This window comes from Achromobacter sp. DMS1 (assembly GCF_001270295.1).
The window spans coordinates 13,294-34,578 of the sequence record NZ_LHSJ01000008.1 but is presented as its reverse complement, the minus strand read 5'-3'; the positions used below and the strand labels follow the sequence as shown (position 1 = coordinate 34,578).

13 protein-coding genes, 2 pseudogenes and 2 riboswitches are annotated in these 21,285 nt (G+C 69.0%); of the genes and pseudogenes, 9 read left to right on the top strand and 6 right to left on the bottom strand.

The annotated features are described in order from the left end of the window. Both AD428_RS01950 and dcd read left to right on the top strand, forming a co-directional pair. Positions 1-1,800: pseudogene (locus tag AD428_RS01950) on the top strand (translocation/assembly module TamB domain-containing protein); the annotation flags it as partial. A gap of 62 nt (positions 1,801-1,862) precedes the next feature. Beyond that, the gene (gene dcd / locus AD428_RS01945) at positions 1,863-2,426 is read left to right on the top strand and encodes a dCTP deaminase (protein WP_053243965.1); all 564 of its coding nucleotides are present in this window, start codon (positions 1,863-1,865) and stop codon (positions 2,424-2,426) included. Between the two features lie 70 nt (positions 2,427-2,496). On the opposite strand, the gene AD428_RS01940 is transcribed toward dcd, so the two are convergent. Beyond that, positions 2,497-3,348 carry a GNAT family N-acetyltransferase gene (locus tag AD428_RS01940; RefSeq protein ID WP_053243964.1) on the bottom strand — a complete coding sequence of 284 codons (852 nt, stop codon included), beginning with the start codon at positions 3,346-3,348 and terminating at the stop codon, positions 2,497-2,499. A 74-nt stretch (positions 3,349-3,422) separates the two neighbouring features. Continuing rightward, positions 3,423-3,908: a GNAT family N-acetyltransferase gene (locus AD428_RS01935; RefSeq protein WP_255352163.1), complete on the bottom strand. Its 486-nt coding sequence runs from the start codon at positions 3,906-3,908 to the stop codon at positions 3,423-3,425. Positions 3,909-4,068: 160 nt separating this feature from the next. Here AD428_RS01935 and AD428_RS01930 point away from each other — a divergent pair, with 160 nt between their 5' ends. From AD428_RS01930 to gcvP, 7 genes are all read left to right on the top strand, one after another. Continuing rightward, complete coding sequence (locus AD428_RS01930) at positions 4,069-4,521, top strand: hypothetical protein (RefSeq protein ID WP_053243963.1); 453 nt, start codon at positions 4,069-4,071, stop codon at positions 4,519-4,521. 191 nt (positions 4,522-4,712) lie between these two features. After that, positions 4,713-6,974 (top strand): arginine/lysine/ornithine decarboxylase, encoded by a 2,262-nt coding sequence (locus AD428_RS01925; protein ID WP_053243962.1) that lies wholly within the window; start codon positions 4,713-4,715, stop codon positions 6,972-6,974. Between the two features lie 25 nt (positions 6,975-6,999). Further along, positions 7,000-8,202, top strand: a complete 1,203-nt coding sequence (locus AD428_RS01920; RefSeq protein WP_053243961.1) for an NAD(P)/FAD-dependent oxidoreductase — start codon at positions 7,000-7,002, stop codon at positions 8,200-8,202. 261 nt (positions 8,203-8,463) lie between these two features. After that, complete coding sequence (locus AD428_RS01915; RefSeq protein ID WP_053243960.1) at positions 8,464-9,357, top strand: ZIP family metal transporter; 894 nt, start codon at positions 8,464-8,466, stop codon at positions 9,355-9,357. A gap of 79 nt (positions 9,358-9,436) precedes the next feature. Continuing rightward, a riboswitch (glycine riboswitch) is annotated at positions 9,437-9,533 on the top strand. 62 nt (positions 9,534-9,595) lie between these two features. Beyond that, positions 9,596-9,714: riboswitch (glycine riboswitch) on the top strand. Between the two features lie 83 nt (positions 9,715-9,797). Then, positions 9,798-10,898, top strand: coding sequence for a glycine cleavage system aminomethyltransferase GcvT (gene gcvT / locus AD428_RS01910; RefSeq protein ID WP_053243959.1), 1,101 nt, complete (start codon positions 9,798-9,800; stop codon positions 10,896-10,898). 87 nt (positions 10,899-10,985) lie between these two features. Beyond that, on the top strand, positions 10,986-11,363 hold the full coding sequence (gene gcvH / locus AD428_RS01905; protein WP_053243958.1) for a glycine cleavage system protein GcvH: 378 nt from the start codon (positions 10,986-10,988) through the stop codon (positions 11,361-11,363). A gap of 92 nt (positions 11,364-11,455) precedes the next feature. Beyond that, complete coding sequence (gcvP, locus tag AD428_RS01900) at positions 11,456-14,329, top strand: aminomethyl-transferring glycine dehydrogenase (RefSeq protein WP_053243957.1); 2,874 nt, start codon at positions 11,456-11,458, stop codon at positions 14,327-14,329. Positions 14,330-14,415: 86 nt separating this feature from the next. Here gcvP and AD428_RS01895 read toward each other — a convergent pair whose 3' ends face one another. From AD428_RS01895 to AD428_RS01880, 4 genes and pseudogenes are all read right to left on the bottom strand, one after another. Continuing rightward, a complete protein-coding gene (locus AD428_RS01895) occupies positions 14,416-16,419 on the bottom strand; it encodes a DUF945 family protein (RefSeq protein ID WP_304438893.1) in 2,004 nt (667 codons plus the stop codon). Positions 16,420-16,628: 209 nt separating this feature from the next. After that, the gene (locus AD428_RS01890; protein WP_053243955.1) at positions 16,629-18,104 is read right to left on the bottom strand and encodes a M81 family metallopeptidase; all 1,476 of its coding nucleotides are present in this window, start codon (positions 18,102-18,104) and stop codon (positions 16,629-16,631) included. A 40-nt stretch (positions 18,105-18,144) separates the two neighbouring features. Continuing rightward, a pseudogene (locus AD428_RS01885) lies at positions 18,145-19,556 on the bottom strand (amidase). A gap of 31 nt (positions 19,557-19,587) precedes the next feature. Next, positions 19,588-21,282 (bottom strand): ABC transporter ATP-binding protein, encoded by a 1,695-nt coding sequence (locus tag AD428_RS01880; protein WP_053243966.1) that lies wholly within the window; start codon positions 21,280-21,282, stop codon positions 19,588-19,590. Positions 21,283-21,285: the final 3 nt, after the last annotated feature.

The following is a 21,285-nucleotide window of genomic DNA, read 5'->3' as shown; positions in this document are numbered from 1 at the left end:
GGAGACGCCGGCGGCGCAGACAACCTGGTCATCACGGCCGCCATGGCCCGCCAGATCATCGCCGCGTCGATCCCCAGGCCGCGGCGCGCCTGGACAGAGGCCCCAAGCGCGTGAACGCGATGGTGGCCGAGAACCAGCGGCGCATCGCGCTGGACGTGCTCTGGGACCTCAAGTTCGACGGCCGGCTGGCCGGGCGCGTGCGCGTCGCGCGCCGCGACGGCGACCTGCTCATTCCCGGCGATCCGCCCATTCCGCTGGGCGTGCGCACCCTGGCCCTGGAGGTGCAGGCCACGCCCGCATCGGCCAGTTCGAGCCGGCTGGACGCCCGCCTGAACCTGGCCACCCGGAAAATGGGCGCGATCAACGGCACGGCCAGCGCGGTGCTGGCCGTGAACGCCGGCGCGGCATGGCGCTCGATCCGCGCCAGCCGCTGCGGCGCGACATCGACGCCGACATCGCCGACCTGGCCTGGCTGGGGCTGTTCGTGGGCGACACCATGGAAATCGGGGGCACTCTCAAGGCCGACCTGAAGGCGCAGGGCACGCTGGCCGGAAAATGGTCGGCCACCGGCTCCGTCCGCGGCGAGAAACTGCGCGTGGTGCGCATCGACGATGGCGTGCGGCTCATCGACGGCACGCTGTCGGCGCGCCTGGACGGCGACTCGCTGGTGCTCGACAGCCTGCGCTTTCCCGCCTCGCTGCGCGTCATGCCGGCGGAATGGCGCACCAAGACCTGGATTACCGAAGATCCGGACGCCAAGAACGGTTACGTGGAAGCCAAGGGCCGCTGGAACCTCTTGCAGGGCGGCGGCAACGTGCGCGTGGTGCTGCACCGTTTTCCGGCTCTGCAGCGCTCGGACCGCTACGCCATGGTGTCGGGCACCGTCGAACTGACCGCCGCCATGCCGCGCCTGGACATCGTCGGCGACCTGAAGGCGGACGCCGGCTGGTTCAGCCTGGAGATCCTGCAGGGCGTGCCCTCGCTGGACGACGACGTGAAGGTGCACCATCCCGGCGACGAGCCCGCGGACGCGTCGCCGCCGCTGCAAACCAGCATGAACCTCAAGTTCGACATGGGGCCGCGTTTCTACATTACCGGCATGGGGCTGGACGCGGGCCTGATCGGCGCGATCCAGATCCAGATGCGCGACGGTCGCCTGACCGGCGTGGGCGCGCTGCACACGCGCGGCGGCGGCATCGAGGCCTATGGCCAGAAGCTGCGCCTGCGGCGCGGCACCCTGACGTTCCAGGGCAGGCTCGACAATCCGCTGCTGGACATCGAGGCCCTGCGCACCGGGGAACAGGTGGAGGCGGGCGTGAAAGTGGTGGGCACGGCCCAGCGGCCTCGCATCGACCTGGTGTCGTACCCCGACGTGAGCGACGTCGAAAAGCTTTCCTGGCTGCTGCTGGGGCGGGCCCCGACGAAAGCGGCAGCGACGCGGCCCTGCTGGTGTCGGTGGGCACGGCGCTGCTGGGGGGCGGGCAGCCTTTCTATAAACAGTTCGGCCTGGACGACGTGAGCGTGCGCACCGGCGCCATCGGCAGCTCGGGCAGCATCCTGCCGGACCGCACCGTGGCCGGCGACGTGAACCGCGACAGCGACAGCGAGCTCGCCACCCAGTTCCTGGTGGCGAGCAAGTCTTTCGCCAATGGCATCACCCTGAGCGTGGAGCAGGCCCTGGCCGGCAGCGACACGGTGGGCCGGGCCAGCTACCGGCTGGCGCGGGGGCTGTCGCTGGATCTCAAGGGCGGTTCGGTCAACGGCATCGCCCTGGTGTACCGGACGTTCTTCGGCCAGTGATCCCGGGCGCGGCGGCGCGCTCGGGATAAAATGACGCCCATTCCCTACCAGGCACCCCCACCATGAGCATCAAGAGCGACCGCTGGATACGCAGCCAGGCCGAGGCCGGCATGATCGAACCCTACGAACCGGGGCAGGTCCGCACGGCCAATGGCGGGCGCATCGTCAGCTACGGCACCAGCAGCTACGGCTACGACGTGCGCTGCGCCGACGAATTCAAGATCTTCACCAACATCAATTCCACCATCGTCGATCCCAAGCAGTTCGACGAGAAGTCCTTCGTGGACTTCAAGGGCGATGTCTGCATCATTCCGCCCAACTCGTTCGCGCTCGCGCGCACGGTGGAGTATTTCCGCATTCCGCGCAGCGTGCTCACCATCTGCCTGGGCAAGAGCACCTACGCCCGCTGCGGCATCATCGTCAACGTGACGCCGCTGGAGCCTGAATGGGAAGGCCACGTCACGCTGGAATTCTCCAACACCACGCCGCTGCCGGCCAAGATCTACGCCGGCGAAGGCTGCGCGCAGATGCTGTTCCTGGAAAGCGACGAGGTCTGCGAAACCTCGTATGCCGATCGCGGCGGCAAGTACCAGGGCCAGCGCGGCGTCACGCTGCCCAGGACGTAGGCCCGCCCGCGAAGCGCGTGCGGCGCTTTCGGGCGCGCTCAGGGGCGCGCCGGCTGTGCCGAACGCGGAGTCAGCGCGTTCCGGGCGGAGCGGGGCGGCAGTATTCGATATCCCATTCGCCTTCGCCGGTCTGGACGAAGCCGTGGCGCCGGTAGAAGCGGTTGGACGCGCTTTCCTTGAGCGCAGCCAGGCGCACCGGAAGGCGCCGGGCGTCGGCCTGGCGCAGCAGCTCGGCCAGCACGGCGCTGCCCAGCCCCTGTCCCTGGGCGGAGGGGCGCAGGTAGAAGTGGTCGAGCCGCAGGCCGTCGCCGTCGGGGCGCAGCGCATAGAAGCCCACGCGTTCGCCGCCGCTGACGATGTAGCGCGTGTGTTCGGGCCGGAAGGTGCTGCGCAGGCGGTCGCGCGCGCGCTGCGGGTCGAAGCGGCCCAGGTGTTCGAGGCTGGGCCGCATGGCTTCGATGCGCAGCGCCAGCAGCGCCTCGAAATCCGATTCCGACACCGGCTCGCAGGCGGGCGCGGCGGGCGCGAGCGCGTCATAGCCGCGTCCCAGGAATTGCAGGATGCAGATGCCGTGGCCGAAAGGGTCGCTCAGGTGCGCAATGCGTCCCCAGGCGTGCGAGACGGCCGGATCTTCCAGGATGGCGCCCGCCGCCACGGCGCGCGCCACCGCGGCGTCCGCGTCGTCCACCACCACGTCCAGGTGCACGGGGGTCCAGTGGCGGCGGTAGTCGCGCGTCTGGCCGGTGGCGCTCGCGGCCCGCGTGCCGGCTTTTTTCTCGAGCAGATACAGCGGCACCGCGGCACCGTCCAGCTCGACGGCCGCCGGCCCCAGGCGGCGCGCGACGCGCAATCCGAAGGCGTCGCGGTAGAACGCGATGGCGCGGGCGAGATCGGGAACGTCGATGTTGACCAGGAGATTCATCTGCGCGCAAACAAGGGGTGGACGGGTGCCGGCCATGGTACCGGCTGCGCGGCCCGCGGGGAAGGCGTGCCGCCCTACGAGAGCGGCAGCGCCATCAGTTTCTCGTCGTAGTAGATGCCGTTGACGCACAGCCCTTCGCGCTCTTGGCCGTATTCGCGAAAGCCCAGGCTGGCGTAGAGCGCCAGCGCGGCCTGGTTGTGCGCCGTGACGCTGAGCTGCAATTGCCGTATGCCGCGCATGCCGCGCGCATGCGCGATGACGGCGAGCATGAGCGCCCGGCCCAGGCCCGCGCCGCGCCATCGGGGCGCCACGTACACGCTCCAGGCATGGGCCTTGTGGCGCATCTTGAGGCGCCGCTGGCGCGACACGCCGGCGATGCCGGCGAGCCCGTCCTCCAGGAAAGCGCCGAAGAGCGCGCCATCGTCGGGCGGCGCGATCCATGCGCGGATGTCTTCCAGTGTCAGCGTATGTTCCTCTTCGTAACTCGATCCGAAGGATTCGGGCGCCTCTGCGAGGGCGTCCAGGCGCAGACGGCGCAATGCCGCGGCATCCGCGGGCACGAGGCGGCGCACCTGGGCCGCGGGCCCGGATCCGGAGTGTTGGGAATCTGGCACGGAGTGTTGGGAATAGGAAACGGAATGGGCGATTCGGGACAGTATAGGCATACCCGCCATATAAAATGGTTCATCGCCGTTTGCGGTTTTCGCAAAGGAGACGCTGATGTTCGGTTTCCTCAAGATAAACCAGGAGGCAACGCGTGACGAAGTGCAGGCCGAGTTCGTCGAGCGCGTGACGGATGCCGCCGAGGACTTCGTGCGGGCCGCCGGTTCCACCGGCGCCGCGCTGGACTATTCCCTGGCCAGCGTGAGCGCCCTGGACGAAGCCCTGGAGGCCGCCCATCTCGGGACGCTCGCCCTCACTCCCATGCAGACCGTCGGGGCCGCCGCCTATTTGTACGAGGTGGCGCGCCGCGCCTATGGCGGCCTGTACGAGGTCTGCGACGACGAAGACCCCGTCGTGCTGGTGTGCGGAGAACCCGAAGCCGAAGTCTGCTTCTGCGCCATCGCCAAGGTCGAGCGCCGCATCCGCTATGGCGCCTCCGAAGCCATTCCTCCCTATTTCGAGCTGTTCCGCGCCGCCATGGAAGAGGGCCAGGCGCAGACCATCCGCTGAGCCGGACGGCGCGGCCGGGCTGTTCCCGCTCCAAAACCGCCCTACAATGCCGCCATTGCGCCGGGCCGGCCGGCGGATGCCGGCGCGGCCTGTCATCACGCGGCTTTCCACACGCAGTACACTCGCGTCCGCACCTCGCGTCCCACCCATCCGTTACGCGTCCCTTTCGCCTTACCCCCAGGAGCGCCCGCATGAAATTCCGCTTCCCCATTTTCATCATCGACGAGGACTACCGGTCCGAGAACGCGTCCGGCCTGGGCATCCGCGCCCTGGCCTCGGCGATCGAGGCCGAGGGGGTCGAGGTGATCGGGGTGACCAGCTACGGCGACCTGAGCTCCTTCGCCCAGCAGCAGAGCCGCGCCAGCGCCTTCATCCTGTCGATCGACGATGAAGAGTTCGACGTCGATTCGCCCGAGGATGTGGCCAGCGCCATCAAGAACCTGCGCGCCTTCATCGGCGAGCTGCGGTTCCGCAACGCCGACATTCCCATCTATCTGTACGGCGAGACGCGCACGTCCGAGCACATCCCGAACGACATCCTGCGCGAGCTGCACGGGTTCATCCACATGTTCGAGGACACGCCGGAGTTCGTGGCCCGCCACATCATCCGCGAAGCGCGCAGCTACGTGGACAGCCTGCCGCCGCCGTTCTTCCGCGAACTGGTCAAGTATGCCCAGGACGGCTCCTATTCGTGGCACTGCCCGGGCCATTCGGGCGGGGTGGCCTTTCTGAAGAGTCCGGTGGGCCAGATGTTCCACCAGTTCTTCGGCGAGAACATGCTGCGCGCCGACGTGTGCAACGCGGTGGACGAACTGGGCCAGTTGCTGGACCACACCGGGCCGGTGGCCGAATCCGAGCTGAACGCCGCGCGCATCTTCCATGCCGATCACTGCTTCTTCGTGACCAACGGCACGTCCACGTCCAACAAGGTGGTGTGGCACGCCAACGTGGCCGCGGGCGACGTGGTGGTGGTGGACCGCAATTGCCACAAGTCCATCCTGCACGCCATCACCATGACGGGCGCGATCCCGGTGTTCCTGCGCCCCACGCGCAACCACCTGGGCATCATCGGCCCGATCCCGCTCGAAGAGTTCCACCCCGACAGCATCCGCAAGAAGATCGAGGCCAACCCGTTCGCGCGTGAGGCGGTCAACAAAAAGCCGCGCATCCTCACGCTGACGCAGAGCACCTACGACGGCGTGATCTACAACGTGGAGATGATCAAGCAGCAGCTGGGCAGCTACGTGGACACGCTGCATTTCGACGAGGCGTGGCTGCCCCACGCGTCGTTCCACGAGTTCTACCGCGACATGCACGCCATCGGGCAGGACCGTCCGCGCAGCAAGGACGCGATGGTCTTCGCCACGCACTCCACCCACAAGCTGCTGGCCGGCATTTCGCAGGCCTCGCAGATCATCGTGCAGGAATCCGAGACCCGCAAGCTGGACCGCAACGTGTTCAACGAGGCCTATCTCATGCACACGTCCACCTCGCCGCAGTACGCCATCATCGCCTCCTGCGACGTGGCCGCGGCCATGATGGAGCCGCCGGGCGGCACCGCGCTGGTGGAAGAAAGCATCCGCGAGGCCATGGACTTCCGCCGCGCCATGCGCAAGGTGGAGTCCGAGTTCGGCAAGAACGACTGGTGGTTCAAGGTGTGGGGCCCCAACCGCCTGGTGTCCGAAGGCATCGGCAACCGCGACGAGTGGATCCTGGAGTCCAACGACCACTGGCACGGCTTCGGCGACCTGGCCGAAGGCTTCAACATGCTGGACCCCATCAAGGCCACCGTCATCACCCCGGGCCTGGACATGTCGGGCAGCTTCGGCGAGACGGGCATCCCCGCCGCGCTGGTGTCCAAATACCTCACCGAGCATGGCGTGGTGGTGGAAAAGACCGGCCTGTATTCGTTCTTCATCCTGTTCACCATCGGCATCACCAAGGGCCGCTGGAACACGCTGCTGACCGCGCTGCAGCAGTTCAAGGACGACTACGATCGCAACCAGCCGATGTGGCGCATCCTGCCGGAATTCTGCCGCGACCATCGCCGCTACGAGCGCATGGGGCTGCGCGACCTCTGCCAGGAAATCCACCAGGCCTACCGCGAGCGCGACGTGGCCCGCCTCACCACCGAGATGTACCTGAGCGACATGGTGCCGGCGCTCAAGCCGTCCGACGCCTTTGCACGCATGGCGCACCGCGAGGTGGAGCGCGTGGAGATCGACCAGCTCGAAGGCCGCGTCACGGGCGTGCTGCTCACGCCCTATCCGCCGGGCATTCCGCTGCTCATCCCGGGCGAGCGCTTCAACCGCACCATCGTGCAGTACCTGCAGTTCGCGCGCGAGTTCAACGAGCGCTTTCCGGGCTTCGAGACTTACATCCACGGCCTGGCCGAGGAAGTGGGGGCCGACGGGGCCAGGCGCTACTACGTCGATTGCCTGAAAGAAGAATAGGGCCCGGCGCGGTCCGGGAGTCCCGATGTTCGACGTAGCCGTACTCGGCGCCGGCGCCGCCGGCATGATGTGCGCGGCGGTCGCCGGCCAGCGCGGCCTGCGCGTGGCGCTGGTCGACCATGCGCAGCGCCTGGCCGAGAAGATCCGCATCTCCGGCGGCGGGCGCTGCAACTTCACCAACCTGGGCGCGGGCCCCGCCAATTTCCTGTCCGAGAACCCGAACTTCTGCCGCTCGGCGCTGGCGGGGTACACGCCGCAGGATTTCCTGGCGCTGCTGCGGCGCCACCGCATTTCCTGGCACGAAAAGCATCGGGGCCAGTTGTTCTGCGACGATTCCAGTGAATCCATCATCGAGATGCTGCGCGCCGAATGCGACGCGGGCGGCGTGCGCTGGCGCATGGGCTGTCCGGTGTCGGAAGTGGCGCGCGACGGGCAGGGCTTCGAGCTGCGCACCGCCCAGGGCGTGATCCGCGCGTCGCGGCTGGTCGTGGCCACGGGCGGCATGGCGATCCCGCAGTTGGGCGCCACCGACTTCGGCCTGAAGATCGCGCGCCAGTTCGGGCTGAAGGTTGTGGAGCCGCGTCCGGCGCTGGTGCCGCTCACCTTCGATCCGGCGCAGTGGCAGCCGCTGGCCGCGCTGGCCGGCGTGGCGCTGGAAGTGGGGCTGCGCACGGGGCAGGGCAAGGCGCGCGGCGAATTCCTCGAAGACCTGCTGTTCACGCACCGCGGGCTGTCGGGCCCGGCCATCCTGCAGATTTCCAGCTACTGGAAGCCGGGCGAGCCCATCGTGGTGGATCTGGCGCCGGGACGCGACCTGGCTGCCGAGCTGCTGGCCCTCAAGTCGGGCAACCGGCAGCAGCTGCACACCGTGCTGGCCGGCTTGTGGCCGCGCCGCCTGGCCGATGCCTGGCTGCACCTGGCCGAACGCGCCGGGCGGCCTGGCCTGGCCGCGCTGCGCATGGCCGATGCGCCCGACAAGACCCTGCGCGCCCTGGCGCAGGATATCCACCAGTGGAGCCTGGTGCCCAGCGGCACGGCCGGCTACAAGAAAGCCGAAGTCATGCGCGGCGGGGTGGACACGCGCGGGCTGGACCAGAAGACCATGCAGGCCAAGGCCTTGCCCGGCCTGTATTTCGTGGGCGAGGCGGTGGACGTGACGGGCTGGCTGGGCGGCTACAACTTCCAGTGGGCCTGGGCCTCCGGCGTGGCCTGCGGCCGCGCGCTATAGCCTGACGCGGGACGCGGCCGCAGGCCACGCCAGCCGTGTGTTTGTGGATTGAAATAAAAATAACTATCATTTCCGTTTTTAACAAACTCGCCGGCCGCCTGGCGGCCAAGGAGATGCCGCATGCCCCAGCCGACACGGCGCCAACCGGATCCCGCCGCCGCCTCTTACAATGTCCTGGCCTTTCCGGCAGCGGCCCGCCGCCCTGACAGGGCGGGCGCCAGCCTATCCTGATCGCATCGGCAGTCGAAAGGAAAGCGGCACATGAACACATTCAGCCGTCATCGCCTGCGGCCCGCGGCCACCAGCGTGAGCGTCTGGACGCTGGCCGTCATGGTGGCCTGCCTGGCCCTGCACCAGTTGTGGGCGTACCTGGACGCGCGGGCCGGCCACGTGGCCGACGCCCTGCTGGGCGGCCTGGTAGCCGCGGGCGCCACCGCCGCCGGCACGGTGCCCATTCTTTTCGCCCGCACCATTCCCCAGAAAGCCCAGGACGCCATGTTCGGCTTCGGCGCCGGCGTCATGCTGGCCGCCAGCGCTTTTTCGCTGGTGGCGCCGGGCATCGACGCCGCCGAAACGCTGGGCTACGGCCGCTGGGGCGCCGGCATCCAGGTGGGCGCCGCCATCCTGCTGGGAGCCGCGGCGCTGCTTCTCATGGACCGCACGCTGCCGCACGAGCACTTTATCAAGGGCCGCGAAGGCTTGGAGGCGCACCGGCTGCGCCGCACCTGGCTCTTCGTTTTCGCCATCACGCTGCACAACCTGCCCGAAGGGCTGGCCATCGGCGTGGGCTACGCCGGCAACGATGCGCTGCGCGGCACCGCCCTGGCCACCGGCATCGCCATCCAGGACATTCCCGAAGGCCTGGTGGTGGCGGTGGCGCTGCTGGCCGCCGGCTACAACCGCGCATTCGCCGTGGCGCTGGGCATCCTGTCGGGCCTGGTGGAGCCGGTGGGCGCCGTGCTGGGGGCGGCCATCGTGGGCTGGTCCGAGATCCTGCTGCCATGGGGCCTGGGCTTCGCGGCCGGCGCCATGCTCTTCGTCATCAGCCACGAGATCATTCCCGAATCGCACCGCAAGGGACACGAGGTCTACGCCACCGGCGGGCTGATGCTGGGCTTCGTGCTCATGATGCTGCTGGACACGGCGCTGGGCTAGGACGCCCGTTCCGTCCCCGGACCGCAGCGCCGGCGGCTTCCCGGCGGCGGGGATTTCGATGTATGCTTGCGCGGCTGTCACGCATGTTGCGGGAGAGAGCGGCCAGGCACTGCCGGCCGCCGCCGAAGGCGCAATTCGCCCGGAATCGCTCAGGTAACCCATACCGCCCATGCTTGCCACGTCCCGTCCTGCGGCTGCCGGCTCGTTCCGTCTGGCGCGGCCCGGCGCGGACCCGGCAAAACAGCGCTCTGGAGAGACCTGGCGCCGCCCCTGAAGAGACTGGCGTGCCGCCCAGGCGCCGAAGGTGCAAACCCGCCACGCGGGGCAACTCTCAGGCAAAAGGACAGAGGGGCGGAAGATCCGGCCGTTGCAGAGGCGCTTTCCGCAGCTCCAACGGCGTTCCGTAACCCTGGCACCGCCGCCGCTCCGGAGTCCCGCGCATGTCCGCAACCCTCAAACGCACCCCCCTGGCCGAAGAACATGTCGCGCTGGGCGCCCGCATGGTCGATTTCGGAGGCTGGGACATGCCCCTGGCCTACGGCTCGCAGATCGAGGAGCACCACGCCGTGCGCCAGGACGCCGGCATGTTCGACGTCTCGCACATGCTCAACGCCGACGTCGCCGGCCCCGATGCCCGCGCTTTCCTGCAGCGCCTGGTGGCCAACGACGTGGCCAAGCTCACGGTGCCGGGCAAGGCCCTCTACAGCTGCATGCTGAATCCGCAGGGCGGCGTCATCGACGACCTCATCATCTATTTCTTCGCCGCCGACCAATGGCGCGTGGTGGTCAATGCCGGCACCGCCGACAAGGACATGGCCTGGATGCGGCGCGTGGCCAGCGCCGGCAAGTTCGACGTCACCATCACGCCGCGCCGCGATCTCGCCATGGTGGCGGTGCAGGGCCCCAATGCCCGCGCCAAGGTGTGGGCCGCGCGCCCGGCCTGGCAGGCCGCCACCGAGGGCCTGACGCCCTTCGTGGCCGCTCAGGTGGCCGACGACACGCTGGTGGCCCGCACCGGCTACACCGGCGAGGACGGCTTCGAGATCGTGCTGCCTGCCGCCCAGGCCGTGGCGCTCTGGCGCGACCTGGCGGCCCAGGGCGTGCGCCCCTGCGGCCTGGGCGCGCGCGACACGCTGCGCCTGGAGGCCGGCATGAATCTGTACGGCCAGGACATGGACGAACTTACCCAGCCCGATCAGGCCGGGCTGAGCTGGACCGTATCGCTCAAGGACGCCGCGCGCCGCTTCATCGGCCGCGACGCGCTCGAGCAGTGCTCCACGCCCGCCGCGTTCCTGGGCCTGAAGCTGCTGGAGCGCGGCGTCATGCGCGCCCACATGGCGGTGCGCACCCAATCGGGCATGGGCGAACTTACCAGCGGCACCATGTCGCCCACGCTGGGCGTTTCCATCGGCTTTGCCCGCCTGCCCGCCGACGTGAAGCCGGGCGACGCGGCCGAGGTGGAAATCCGCGGCAAATGGGTGCCGGCCGTGGTCTGCAAGCTGCCCTTCGTGCGTAACGGCAAAGCCGTCGAACACCCGTAAACTCGAAACCTGCGCGCCGCCCTGCCGCCGGCGGGCGCGCGCAGGCGCGCAATTCCGTCCCTATTCCCCTATTGCCCAGGAGCTTCCATGAGTCTGCCCACCGATCGCAAATACACCGAGTCCCATGAATGGGTCCAAGCCGAGGGCGATGTGTTCGTCGTCGGCATCACCGACAATGCCCAGGATCAGCTGGGCGACCTGGTTTTCGTCGGCGACGTGAAGGTCGGCGCCAAGCTGGCCGCCGGCGACACCGCCGGCGTGGTGGAATCGGTCAAGGCCGCTTCCGACATCTACGCCCCGGTCGCCGGCGAAATCGTCGCCTTCAACGACGAGCTCGAGAACTCGCCCAACCTCATCAACGAATCGCCCTATACGGCCTGGATCTTCAAGATCAAGCCCGACAACGCGGCCGACGCCGACAAGCTGCTGGACGCGGCCGGCTACGAAGCCGTCGCCAACGGCTGAGGCCCGCCGCGACGGGCCGGTCCGCGAGGGCCGCGCCCGTCCGATGCCTTGCCGTCCGTCCTTCCCGACGCACCGCCACCCCGAGATATTCCATGTCGCGCGCCCTAGACACCCACACCGACTTCATTCCCCGCCACATCGGCCCTTCGGAGGCCGACCAGGCCGCCATGCTCGCCGTTATCGGCAGCCCCAGCCTGGATGCCCTCATCGAGGAAGTCGTTCCGCCCAAGATCCGCAGCCAGGCCCCGCTGGCGCTGCCGCCCTCGCGCAGCGAAACCGACGTGCTGGACGAACTCAAGCGGATCGCGCAGCGCAACAAGGTCTACCGCAGCTACATCGGCCAGGGATACTACGGCACGCACACGCCCAACGTGGTGTTGCGCAACATACTCGAGAACCCCGCCTGGTACACGGCCTACACGCCCTACCAGCCGGAGATCTCGCAGGGCCGCCTGGAGGCCCTGCTGAACTACCAGACCATGATCGCCGACCTGACCGGGCTGGACATTTCCAATGCCTCGCTGCTCGACGAAGGCACCGCCGCGGCCGAGGCCATGACGCTGGCGCGCCGCGGCGCCAAGTCCAGGAGCCCGGTGTTCTTCGTGTCGCGCCACGTGCATCCGCAGACTCTGGAAGTCGTGCGCACGCGCGCCGAGGGCCTGGGCATCGAGATCGCCGTGGGCGACGAGGCCGAGGGCCTGCCCGAGTGCTTCGGCGTGCTGCTGCAGTATCCCCACAGCACGGGCTCCATCGCCGACTACCGCAAGCTGGCCGAAGACGCCCACGCCCAGGGCGCCGTGGTGGCCTGCGCCACCGACCTGCTCGCGCTGGCCCTGCTGGCCGCGCCCGGCGAGTGGGGCGCCGACATCGCCGTCGGCTCGGCCCAGCGCTTCGGCGTGCCGTTCGGTTTCGGCGGCCCGCACGCGGGCTTCATGGCCTGCAAGGACGCCTACAAGCGCAACATGCCCGGCCGCCTCGTCGGCGTCTCGAAAGACGCCCAGGGCAACCCGGCGCTGCGCCTGGCGCTGCAGACCCGCGAGCAGCACATCCGGCGCGAGAAAGCCACCTCCAACATCTGCACCGCGCAGGTGCTGCTGGCCGTGATGGCCGGCATGTACGCCGTGTGGCACGGCCCCGAAGGCATCCGCCGCATCGCGACCCGCGTGCAGCGTTTCACCGCCATCCTGCGCGGCGAACTCGTCAAGCTGGGCGTGAAGGTGGCCAACGACACCTTCTTCGACACGCTGCTCCTGGAAACCGGCGCCGCCACGCCCGCCATCCTCGCCGCGGCGGACTGCGCGCGCATCAACCTGCGCCGCGTCGACGGGGCGCGGCTGGCCGTGTCGCTGGACGAAACCGTCACCGCCGCCGATCTGCAGGCGCTGGTGAACGTGTTCGCCGCCGGCCTGGAGCGCGACGGCGTCGAACTCGACGTGGACGCGCTGGACGCCCAGGCGGCCGGCGGCATTCCCGCGCCGGTCGCGCGCGAGAGCGCCATCCTCGTCCATCCGGTGTTCTCCAGCATCCAGTCCGAGACCGACATGCTGCGCTACCTGCGCAAGCTGGCCGACAAGGATCTGGCGCTGGACCGCAGCATGATCCCGCTGGGCTCGTGCACCATGAAGCTGAACGCCACGGCCGAGATGATTCCCATCACCTGGCCCGAATTCGCCAACCTGCACCCCTACGCGCCGGCTTCGCAGGCCGAAGGCTACAAGGCGCTCGTGGACCGGCTGTCGGCCGCGCTGTGCGAGATCACCGGCTACGACAACATCAGCCTGCAGCCCAATTCGGGCGCGCAGGGCGAGTATGCCGGCCTGCTGGCCATCCGGGGCTATCACCAGGCCAACGGGCAATCGCAGCGCAACGTGTGCCTGATCCCGTCCTCCGCCCACGGCACCAACCCGGCCTCGGCCCAGCTCGCGGGCATGGATGTGGTGGTGGTGGCCTCCGACGCCAACGGCAACGTGGACCTGGCCGACCTGCGCGCCAAGATCGCGCAGGTGGGCGACCGCCTGGCGGCGCTGATGATCACCTATCCCTCGACCCACGGCGTCTTCGAGGAAGCCGTGACCGAGATCTGCGAGCTGGTGCACGAGGCCGGCGGCCAGGTGTATCTCGACGGCGCCAACATGAACGCCATGGTGGGCGTGGCCAAACCCGGCAAGTTCGGCTCCGACGTGTCGCATCTCAACCTGCACAAGACGTTCTGCATTCCGCACGGCGGCGGCGGGCCGGGCGTCGGCCCGGTGGCGGTGCGCGCCCATCTCGCGCCCTACCTGCCCGGCGTGCTCAACGAACAGGGCAGGCTGCCCGGCGAAGCCAAGGTGGGCCCGGTGTCGGCCGCACCCTTCGGGTCGGCCGGCATCCTGCCGATTCCATACGTATACATCGCGCTCATGGGCGCGGACGGCCTGCGCCGCGCCACCGAGGTCGCGATCCTGAACGCGAATTACATCGCCGCCCGGCTGCGCGGCCACTATCCGGTGCTGTACGCGGGCCGCAACGGCCGCGTGGCGCACGAGTGCATCCTCGACGTGCGCCCGCTCAAGGAAACCTCGGGCATCAGCGCCGAAGACATCGCCAAGCGCCTGATGGACTACGGTTTCCATGCGCCCACCATGAGCTTCCCGGTGGCGGGTACGCTGATGGTCGAGCCCACCGAGTCGGAGGGCCGCGCCGAGCTGGACCGCTTCATCGACGCGATGATCGCCATCCGCGAGGAAATCGCCCAGGTGGAGCGTGGCGAGCGCGACCGCGACGACAACGTGCTCAAGAACGCGCCGCACACCGCGCAGATGCTGCTGGCCGAGGAATGGCTGCACGACTATCCGCGCCAGCAGGCCGCCTACCCGGTGGCGTCGCTGCGCGATGCCAAGTACTGGCCGCCGGTGGCCCGCGTGGACAACGCCTACGGCGACCGCAACCTGGTGTGCGCCTGCCTTCCGGTGCAAGCCTACGCTTGATCCGCGGCCTGCAATGAAAAAGGCTCCTGTCTTTCCGGACAGGAGCCTTTTTTGTTCGCCCCGCGCGGCGGGGCGCCGGCTGCGGCCTAGCGTTTTCCCGTGACGGGATCGACGGTGGCGGAGAAGTCCTCGGACAGGCTGAAGAAGGTGTTCAGCAGGATTTGCAGGCTCTCGCGGCCGATGCCGCCTTCGGAGTTCATGTCCATCTGCAGCACGGCGCGGTTCTGGTCGTCCACATAGGCGCGGGCCCAGCGGTACTGCTGGTTCCAGCCGTTGATGGCCTTGAGCGGCACGGGCTTTTTCGTGGCGTATACGGCCGTGGCGGTCAGGTCCAGGCACGAGTCGGCGCCGTCCTCGCACAGGAATTCGAGGCGCAGGTCGGTCGCGCCGGTGTACGACGGCTCCAGGACCAGGACCGGGCCGTTGTCGCCGTCTTTCTTGCTGTACGAAAAGCCGATGTCGTCCAGGATGCCGCCCACGGTGTCCGCGTCGAAATTCCGCATCATGCCCGCGGCAGCGCGGGCGTCGTCGCCGGCGGCTGCGGCGGCGGCCTCGGCGGCCGCGTCGGCGGCGGACTGCGTGGCCTCTGCCGCGCTCATCTCTTCCGGCCCGTCCTCGTCGTCCAGGGAGAGTTGGCCGTCGTCCTGGCCGGACGCTTCGAGCAGGGACGCGAACAGCACTTCGGCGGGGATCTTCTTGCCGTTCAGGTCGCCCATGCCGTCGGCATAGTGGAACTTGCCGACGATGTTGTCGCCGTCGTTGGCGCCGATGTTGAACATTTCCGCCATGCCGGCCAGGGTGCGCACCTGCTCGGCGGCCTGATCGCCCGCCTGCGCGGCTTCCAGGCCGTCGGTTTTCATGAGGTACTGCGACACCAGGTCCTGCACCATGGGCTTGGATACGACGAGCGTGGCGTCGATGCGCTTGATGGCGCGCACTGCGATCTCCTGCGGGGTCAGATCCTTGGCGTCCGCGGGGTTGGAGAGTTCGAGCGCGAAGTTGAGCTTGCTTTCGCCCTTGTCGGTCTTCCAGGACAGCGGCTCGATGGCGAAGCTGGGATTGCCCGCCAGCAGTTGCGTGCCCGTATCCAGCAGCGAATCGACCTGCTCGTCCTTCAGCCCTTCGTCGGTGGCGCCGGCCATGGCCTGGCGCACGATCTGGTTGTAGGTATCGGAGAATTGCTTGACCGCCTGGCCGTCCAGGTTGGCCAGCGTGACCACCATCTGGCCGCTGCCCACGGCGATGTCGTTGACCGTGACCTTGCCGCTGTCATAGGCGGCCTTGACGCCGATGCTCTTGTCGTTTTCGGACAGCGTCACGCCGTAGCCGAAATCGTCCAGCGCGAGCTTCATGGCCCCGTTCGGGTCGGCGATCTCGATGCGCTTGACCTTGATGCCGGAGTCGCCCACCGACAGCCCGAATTTGCCCATGCGGCTGTTCGCGTCGCCGGAAAGCCCGCTGATCGACAGGCTGAAGGGCTTGCCTTCCTGGGACCCGTTGACCGCGATCTTGTCGATGACGGCATGCCCGGTTACGGCCTGCTGCGCGCGTTCGTAGGTGCCGGCGAGCTGCATGCCGCTGAAATCCAGCACGGAATCGCCTTCCTTGAATTGCAGCGGCGGCACCTGGAATTTGCTGTTGGCGTTGCCCCCATAGCTGACGACGGCGTCGCCGGAAAGGGGCGGCACGTTCTTGGTGAGCTCGAACAGGGGCTTGAGCTGGTCGGTCTGCGCCATTTCAGTGTGCACGAAGGCCAGCTTGGGCGCGATGGCGCCGCGCGCCAGGGCGCTCCTGGGGAAGGGGCCGTGTTCGATGCGGGCGTCGAATTCGATCATGCCCGATGGCAGGTCGTCGGGCGCGTTCTCGTTCTTCAGCAGGGAAATGCCGTAGCGGGCCTGGGTGGAGAAGAATCCGCGTTCATACTTGAGCTGGTCGATGCGCAGTCCGAACAGCGGCGTGATCTTGGCCAGCTTCTCGTTGGTTTCGTTCAGGCGGCGTTGCGCGCTCTCCTCGATGCGTTTGCCCGTGTACCAGGTGGCACCCAGCCAGCCCGCCGCTCCCACAATGACCACGCCCAGGGTGATCGCCACGCTTTTTTTCATTGATGTCGAGATTATTTCGTTAAGGAATGGCTGCCCGCCGCGTCCCGCGAGGACGGCGGGCACGAATTCATCTGCCAGTCAGGCTGGCGGCGAGTATACCGACCCCTCACGCCGGAAATCGCCGGGCGAGTTACTGAACATGTCAAAATGAAAACCGGCGCACGCGGCGCCGGCTTGGCTGCGGGCACGGCAAGGCGCTACAGCGGATCCAGGGGATAGATGGGCCGGCGCACGTGGCGGAAGTCGAGCTGGCCGTAGTCGGACGTGGTGACGCCTACGCCCGTGCACTCGATGACGGCGGTGGCGATGTCCGAGAAGCCGGCGCGCCAGTGGACGCGGCTCTTGAGCACCAGGTACCGCTTTTGCAGCGGGTCGATGCCCACGGACAGCAGGCAGTTGAGGTCGAAAGGCTCCTGGTGGCGCGACACCACCACGATTTCCACCTTGCCCGTGTCCAGCACCACTGTCAGCCCGGTGTCGTTGCGCACGCCGCGGTACATCGGCCCGCGGTTGCGGTATACGCCGTCGAAGACGAGCTTCACCCGCGCCGTGATGTCCAGCGGCTCGCTGCGCTGGCTGATGGCGGGCATGGCCACTTTGCCGCCCAGCTTCAGCGTGACCGTGCCGCCCACGCCGGCATCGGCCGCCTCGCGCGCGGCCTCGGGATCGCAGATGGCGTAGAAGGCGGCGTTGTCCAGTTCCTGGCGCAGCACTTCGGCCAGCACCGTGGTGGTGTCCATGGTGCCGCCCGAGCCAGTATTGTCGCAATGGTCCAGCAGGACTACCGGCCCCTGGGCCAGCGTCTTGGCGCGCGCCACGGCGGGCGCCAGCGGCTCGGAGTGGAACACCCATTGTGCGCGGCTGGCCCAGGCCCGTTCCAGCAGCTCGTCGCGCAGGGATTCGGCGCGGGCCGGGTCGCCGTCGGTACAGACCACGGCGCTCAGCCCGGCCTCGCGGATGTCGGCGTGGGGAAAACCCACGAACACCGAGGCAGCCAGCACGCCGCCGGCTTCCAGCGTCTTGCAGCGCTCCTGCAGCGACTTGTTCGGCTCGGCATGGGTGCCCTGGCGCATGATGTGGGGCAGCATGGGCCGGTTGGCCCAGCGCATCACGGGCCGGACCTCGCCCTTGAGCGTGCGCGCGATGACGTCGGCCGCGCGCAGGCCGGCCGCCCGGATGTCCACGTGCGGATAGGTATGAAAACCCGTCACGACCGTGGCGTGCCGGACGATGTCCTCGTAGATGTTGGCGTGCATGTCCAGCGTGACCGCCACCGGCGTGTGCGGATCGATCTCGCGCAGCCGCCGCAGCAGGCAGCCTTCGGCATCTTCCACGCCCTCGGCCACCATGGCCCCGTGCAGGTCGAGCAGGATGGCGTCGTAGCCGCCGCGCTTCACCTCGTCGAGGACCAGGCCCGACAGGGTTTCATAGACGGCGGCGGAGGCCGGGCCGCTGGGCCAGGATTCGGCGGCCACCGCCACCACGATGTCCGCGCCTTCCCGGCGCGCCACCTCGATATAGCCGCCCAGGCCGCTGTCGGTGTGTTCGTAGGCCGCGACGGCGCGCTCGCCGCGCAGGATCTCGGGACTGCCGCGGAAGAAGCGTTCCAGCGGCGTGGGCACGGGCGAATAGGTGTTCGTCTCGTGCTTGATCATTGCCAATAGCCAGCGCATGGATGGAGACTCCTGTAAGGTCGGGCCGGGTTCGGCCGGCTCAGGCTTGCGCGGGCGGCGCGGGCCAGGGGCGCTGCGCCGGGCGCATTCGTTCCCAGGCGCGCGCCACGCGCAGCACGCCGAGGTCGTCGAAGCGGGCCCCGGCGATCTGCAGGCCGATGGGCAGGCCGGCGCGGGTATAGCCGCAGTTGACGGAGGCGGCCGGCTGTTCGCTCATGTTGTAGGGCAGCGTGAAGCCGATGTGGTGCATGGTGGTGGCCACGTCGTTGGTGGGCGCGGCCCATTCCGCGTTATAGGCCACCACGGGCGCCACGGGAGAGATGACGTAGTCGTAGGGCGCGCAGGCCGCCACGGTGGCGGCGCGCACCTGCTGGGTGGCGTAGTAGCTGCGGAACACGGATTCGCCCGTCTGCCCGCCGCCGCTTTCGGCCCAGGCGCGGATGAACGGCAGGATGCGGGCGCGCCGCTCTTCGGGCAGCGCGGCCAGGTCCACGGCGGAGCGGGTGCGCCAGAAGCGGTCCACGCCGTCGAGCAGCTCCGGCGTCATCCAGGGCTTCATGGGCGCCACCACGGCGCCCGCCTGCTCGAACAGGCGCGCCGCCTCCTGGACCGCGGCGGTGATTTCGGGGTCCACGGGCAGGCCGCAGCCGGCTTCGAGGAGCAGGCCGATGCGCAGCCCTTTCAGGTCGCGTTCCAGGTCGAGCCAGTCGAACTCCTGGTAGGGCAGGCTCATGTGGTCGCGCGCGTCGGGCTGCGAGAGCACGCCCATCATGAGCGCGGCGTCGGCGATGCTGCGGGTCATGGGGCCGGCGCAGCGGCCCATGAAGGGCGGGTCGATGGGGATGCGGCCCAGGCTGGGCTTGAGTGTGGCGATGCCGCACCAGGCCGCCGGCAGCCGGACCGAGCCGCCGATGTCGGTGCCGATGTGCACGCCGGCCCGTACCCGGCCGCCGCGGCCGCGCCCGCGCCGGCGCTGGAACCGCCCGGGTTCTTGGAGAGGTCCCAGGGGTTGCGGGTGAGGGCATGGAAGCTCGACAGCCCGGAAGACAGCATGCCGTAGTCGGGCATGGTGGTCTTGCCCAGGATGACGGCCCCGGCTTCGCGCATGCGGGCCGCCGGCGGCGCGTCGGCCGTGGCCGGCGTCAGGTCGGTGGCGGCCGTGCCCAGCGGCACCGGCACGCCGCGCGTGGCGATGTTTTCCTTGATGGTGGCGGGCACGCCGTCCAGCGTGCGGCCGCCGCAGGACAGCGGTTCGCCCTTCATCCAGCGGGCCTCGGAGGCGCGCGCCGCGGCCAGGGCGGCGTCGGGATCCAGCGCATAGGTGGCGTGCAGGCCGGGTTCCCAGCGCGCGATATGCTCCAGCACGGCGCGCGTGGCCTCTACGGGCGAGAGCGTCCTGGCGCGATAGGCTTGCAGCAGTTCCTGTGCGGAAAGTTCATGGGCTTGCGGCATGTTGGCGGGTTCCTCGGATCGGGATGGAGTCTCAGTGCGCCGCGCCGCCGGCCTGGGGCAGGCTGGCGGCCACGGGGCGGAAGTTGCGGAAATCCCAGTCGCGCCCGGGCGCCGCGTCGATGAGGGCGCGCGTGTACGCGTGGCGCGGCTCGGTGAGCACGCTCAGGGCGGAGCCGGTTTCGACGACCTTGCCGTGCTGCATGACCAGGATGGTGTCGCAGATCTGCGCGGCCACGCGCAGGTCGTGCGTGATGAACAGCACGCCCACCCCGGTGCGCTGGCGCACCTGTTCGAGCAGTTCCAGCACCTGGGCCTGCACCGACACGTCGAGCGCCGAGACGGCTTCGTCGGCCACCAGCACTTCCGGATCCATGACCAAGGCGCGCGCGATGCAGATGCGCTGCCGCTGGCCGCCCGAGAACTGGTGCGGGTAGCGCCGCATGGCGTCGGGGCTCAGGCCCACCACCGACAGCGTGTCGCCGGCGCGCTTGAGCGCCTCTTCGCGCGGCACGCCGAAATTGAGCAGGCCCTCGATGATGGATTCGCCCACCGTGCGCCGCGGGTTGAGCGAGCGGTACGGATCCTGGAACACGATCTGGATGCGGCGGCGCACCGGACGCAGCGCCGAGCCGGACAGCGTGCTCAGGTCTTCGCCGCCCATCATCATGTGGCCGGCGCTGGGTTCGATGAGGCGGACGATGCAGCGCGCCACGGTGGACTTGCCCGAGCCGGATTCGCCCACGATGCCGAGGATCTCGCCCTTGCGCAGCGTGAGACTGACGTCGGAGGCGGCCACCACGCTGCGCGCGGGCCGCCGGGCGAACAGCGAGCCGCGCGTGCCGTACACGCGGCCCAGGCCCTTCACGTGCAGCACCGGCTTGCCCTCGGGCGGCTCGCGGTGCGCGGGCACCAGGCTGGGCACCGAGGATACGAGGCGGCGGGTGTATGCCTGGCGCGGCGCGGCCAGGATCTCGTCGCGCGAGCCGCTCTCGACGAGGTCGCCCCGGTTCATCACCACGATGCGGTCGGCGATCTCGGCCACCACGCCGAAATCGTGCGTGATGAAGAGGACGGCGGTCCGGTGCTTGTGCTGCAGTTCCTTGATGAGCGAGAGGATCTGCTTCTGGGTGGTGACGTCCAGCGCCGTGGTGGGCTCGTCGGCGATGAGCAGCTTGGGCTCGAGGATGAGCGCCATGGCGATGACGATGCGCTGGCGCTGCCCGCCCGAGAGCTGGTGCGGATAGGCGTCGTAGATGCGCTCGACGTCGGGCAGGTGCACGGAGCGGAACATCTCCAGCACCCTGGCGCGGCGCTCGGCGGCGGACATGCGGCGATGCAGGCGCAGCACCTCGTCCACCTGCCGGCCCACGGTATGCACCGGGTTGAGGGCGGTCATGGGTTCCTGGAACACCATGGACATGCGCGTGGCGCGCAATTCGCGCAGGCGGCGCGCGGCGGCGTGGGCGATGTCTTCGCCCTCGACGCGGATGGCGCCGGAGGCGACGCGCAGCACGCCCGCGGGCAGCAGCCCCATCACGGCGAGCGAGGTGACGGATTTGCCCGAGCCCGACTCGCCGACCACGCACACGGTTTCGCCCGCGTGCACGTCCAGGCTCAGGTTGCGCACCACGCGGTTGCCCGCGCCGGCGACTTCCACCGAGAGATTGCGGATGGCCAGCACGGCGGCGGAGGTGTCGCCGGCCGGGGGATTGGGAGCGTAGTTCATGGG

What these genes read in the sequence shown, in the direction of transcription:
- dcd (WP_053243965.1), top strand. Translation starts at nt 1,863, where the DNA reads ATGAGCATCAAGAGCGACCGCTGGATACGCAGCCAGGCCGAGGCCGGC.
- AD428_RS01940 (WP_053243964.1), bottom strand. Translation starts at nt 3,348, where the DNA reads ATGAATCTCCTGGTCAACATCGACGTTCCCGATCTCGCCCGCGCCATC.
- AD428_RS01930 (WP_053243963.1), top strand. Translation starts at nt 4,069, where the DNA reads ATGTTCGGTTTCCTCAAGATAAACCAGGAGGCAACGCGTGACGAAGTG.
- AD428_RS01925 (WP_053243962.1), top strand. Translation starts at nt 4,713, where the DNA reads ATGAAATTCCGCTTCCCCATTTTCATCATCGACGAGGACTACCGGTCC.
- AD428_RS01920 (WP_053243961.1), top strand. Translation starts at nt 7,000, where the DNA reads ATGTTCGACGTAGCCGTACTCGGCGCCGGCGCCGCCGGCATGATGTGC.
- AD428_RS01915 (WP_053243960.1), top strand. Translation starts at nt 8,464, where the DNA reads ATGAACACATTCAGCCGTCATCGCCTGCGGCCCGCGGCCACCAGCGTG.
- gcvT (WP_053243959.1), top strand. Translation starts at nt 9,798, where the DNA reads ATGTCCGCAACCCTCAAACGCACCCCCCTGGCCGAAGAACATGTCGCG.
- gcvH (WP_053243958.1), top strand. Translation starts at nt 10,986, where the DNA reads ATGAGTCTGCCCACCGATCGCAAATACACCGAGTCCCATGAATGGGTC.
- gcvP (WP_053243957.1), top strand. Translation starts at nt 11,456, where the DNA reads ATGTCGCGCGCCCTAGACACCCACACCGACTTCATTCCCCGCCACATC.
- AD428_RS01890 (WP_053243955.1), bottom strand. Translation starts at nt 18,104, where the DNA reads ATGCGCTGGCTATTGGCAATGATCAAGCACGAGACGAACACCTATTCG.
- AD428_RS01880 (WP_053243966.1), bottom strand. Translation starts at nt 21,282, where the DNA reads ATGAACTACGCTCCCAATCCCCCGGCCGGCGACACCTCCGCCGCCGTG.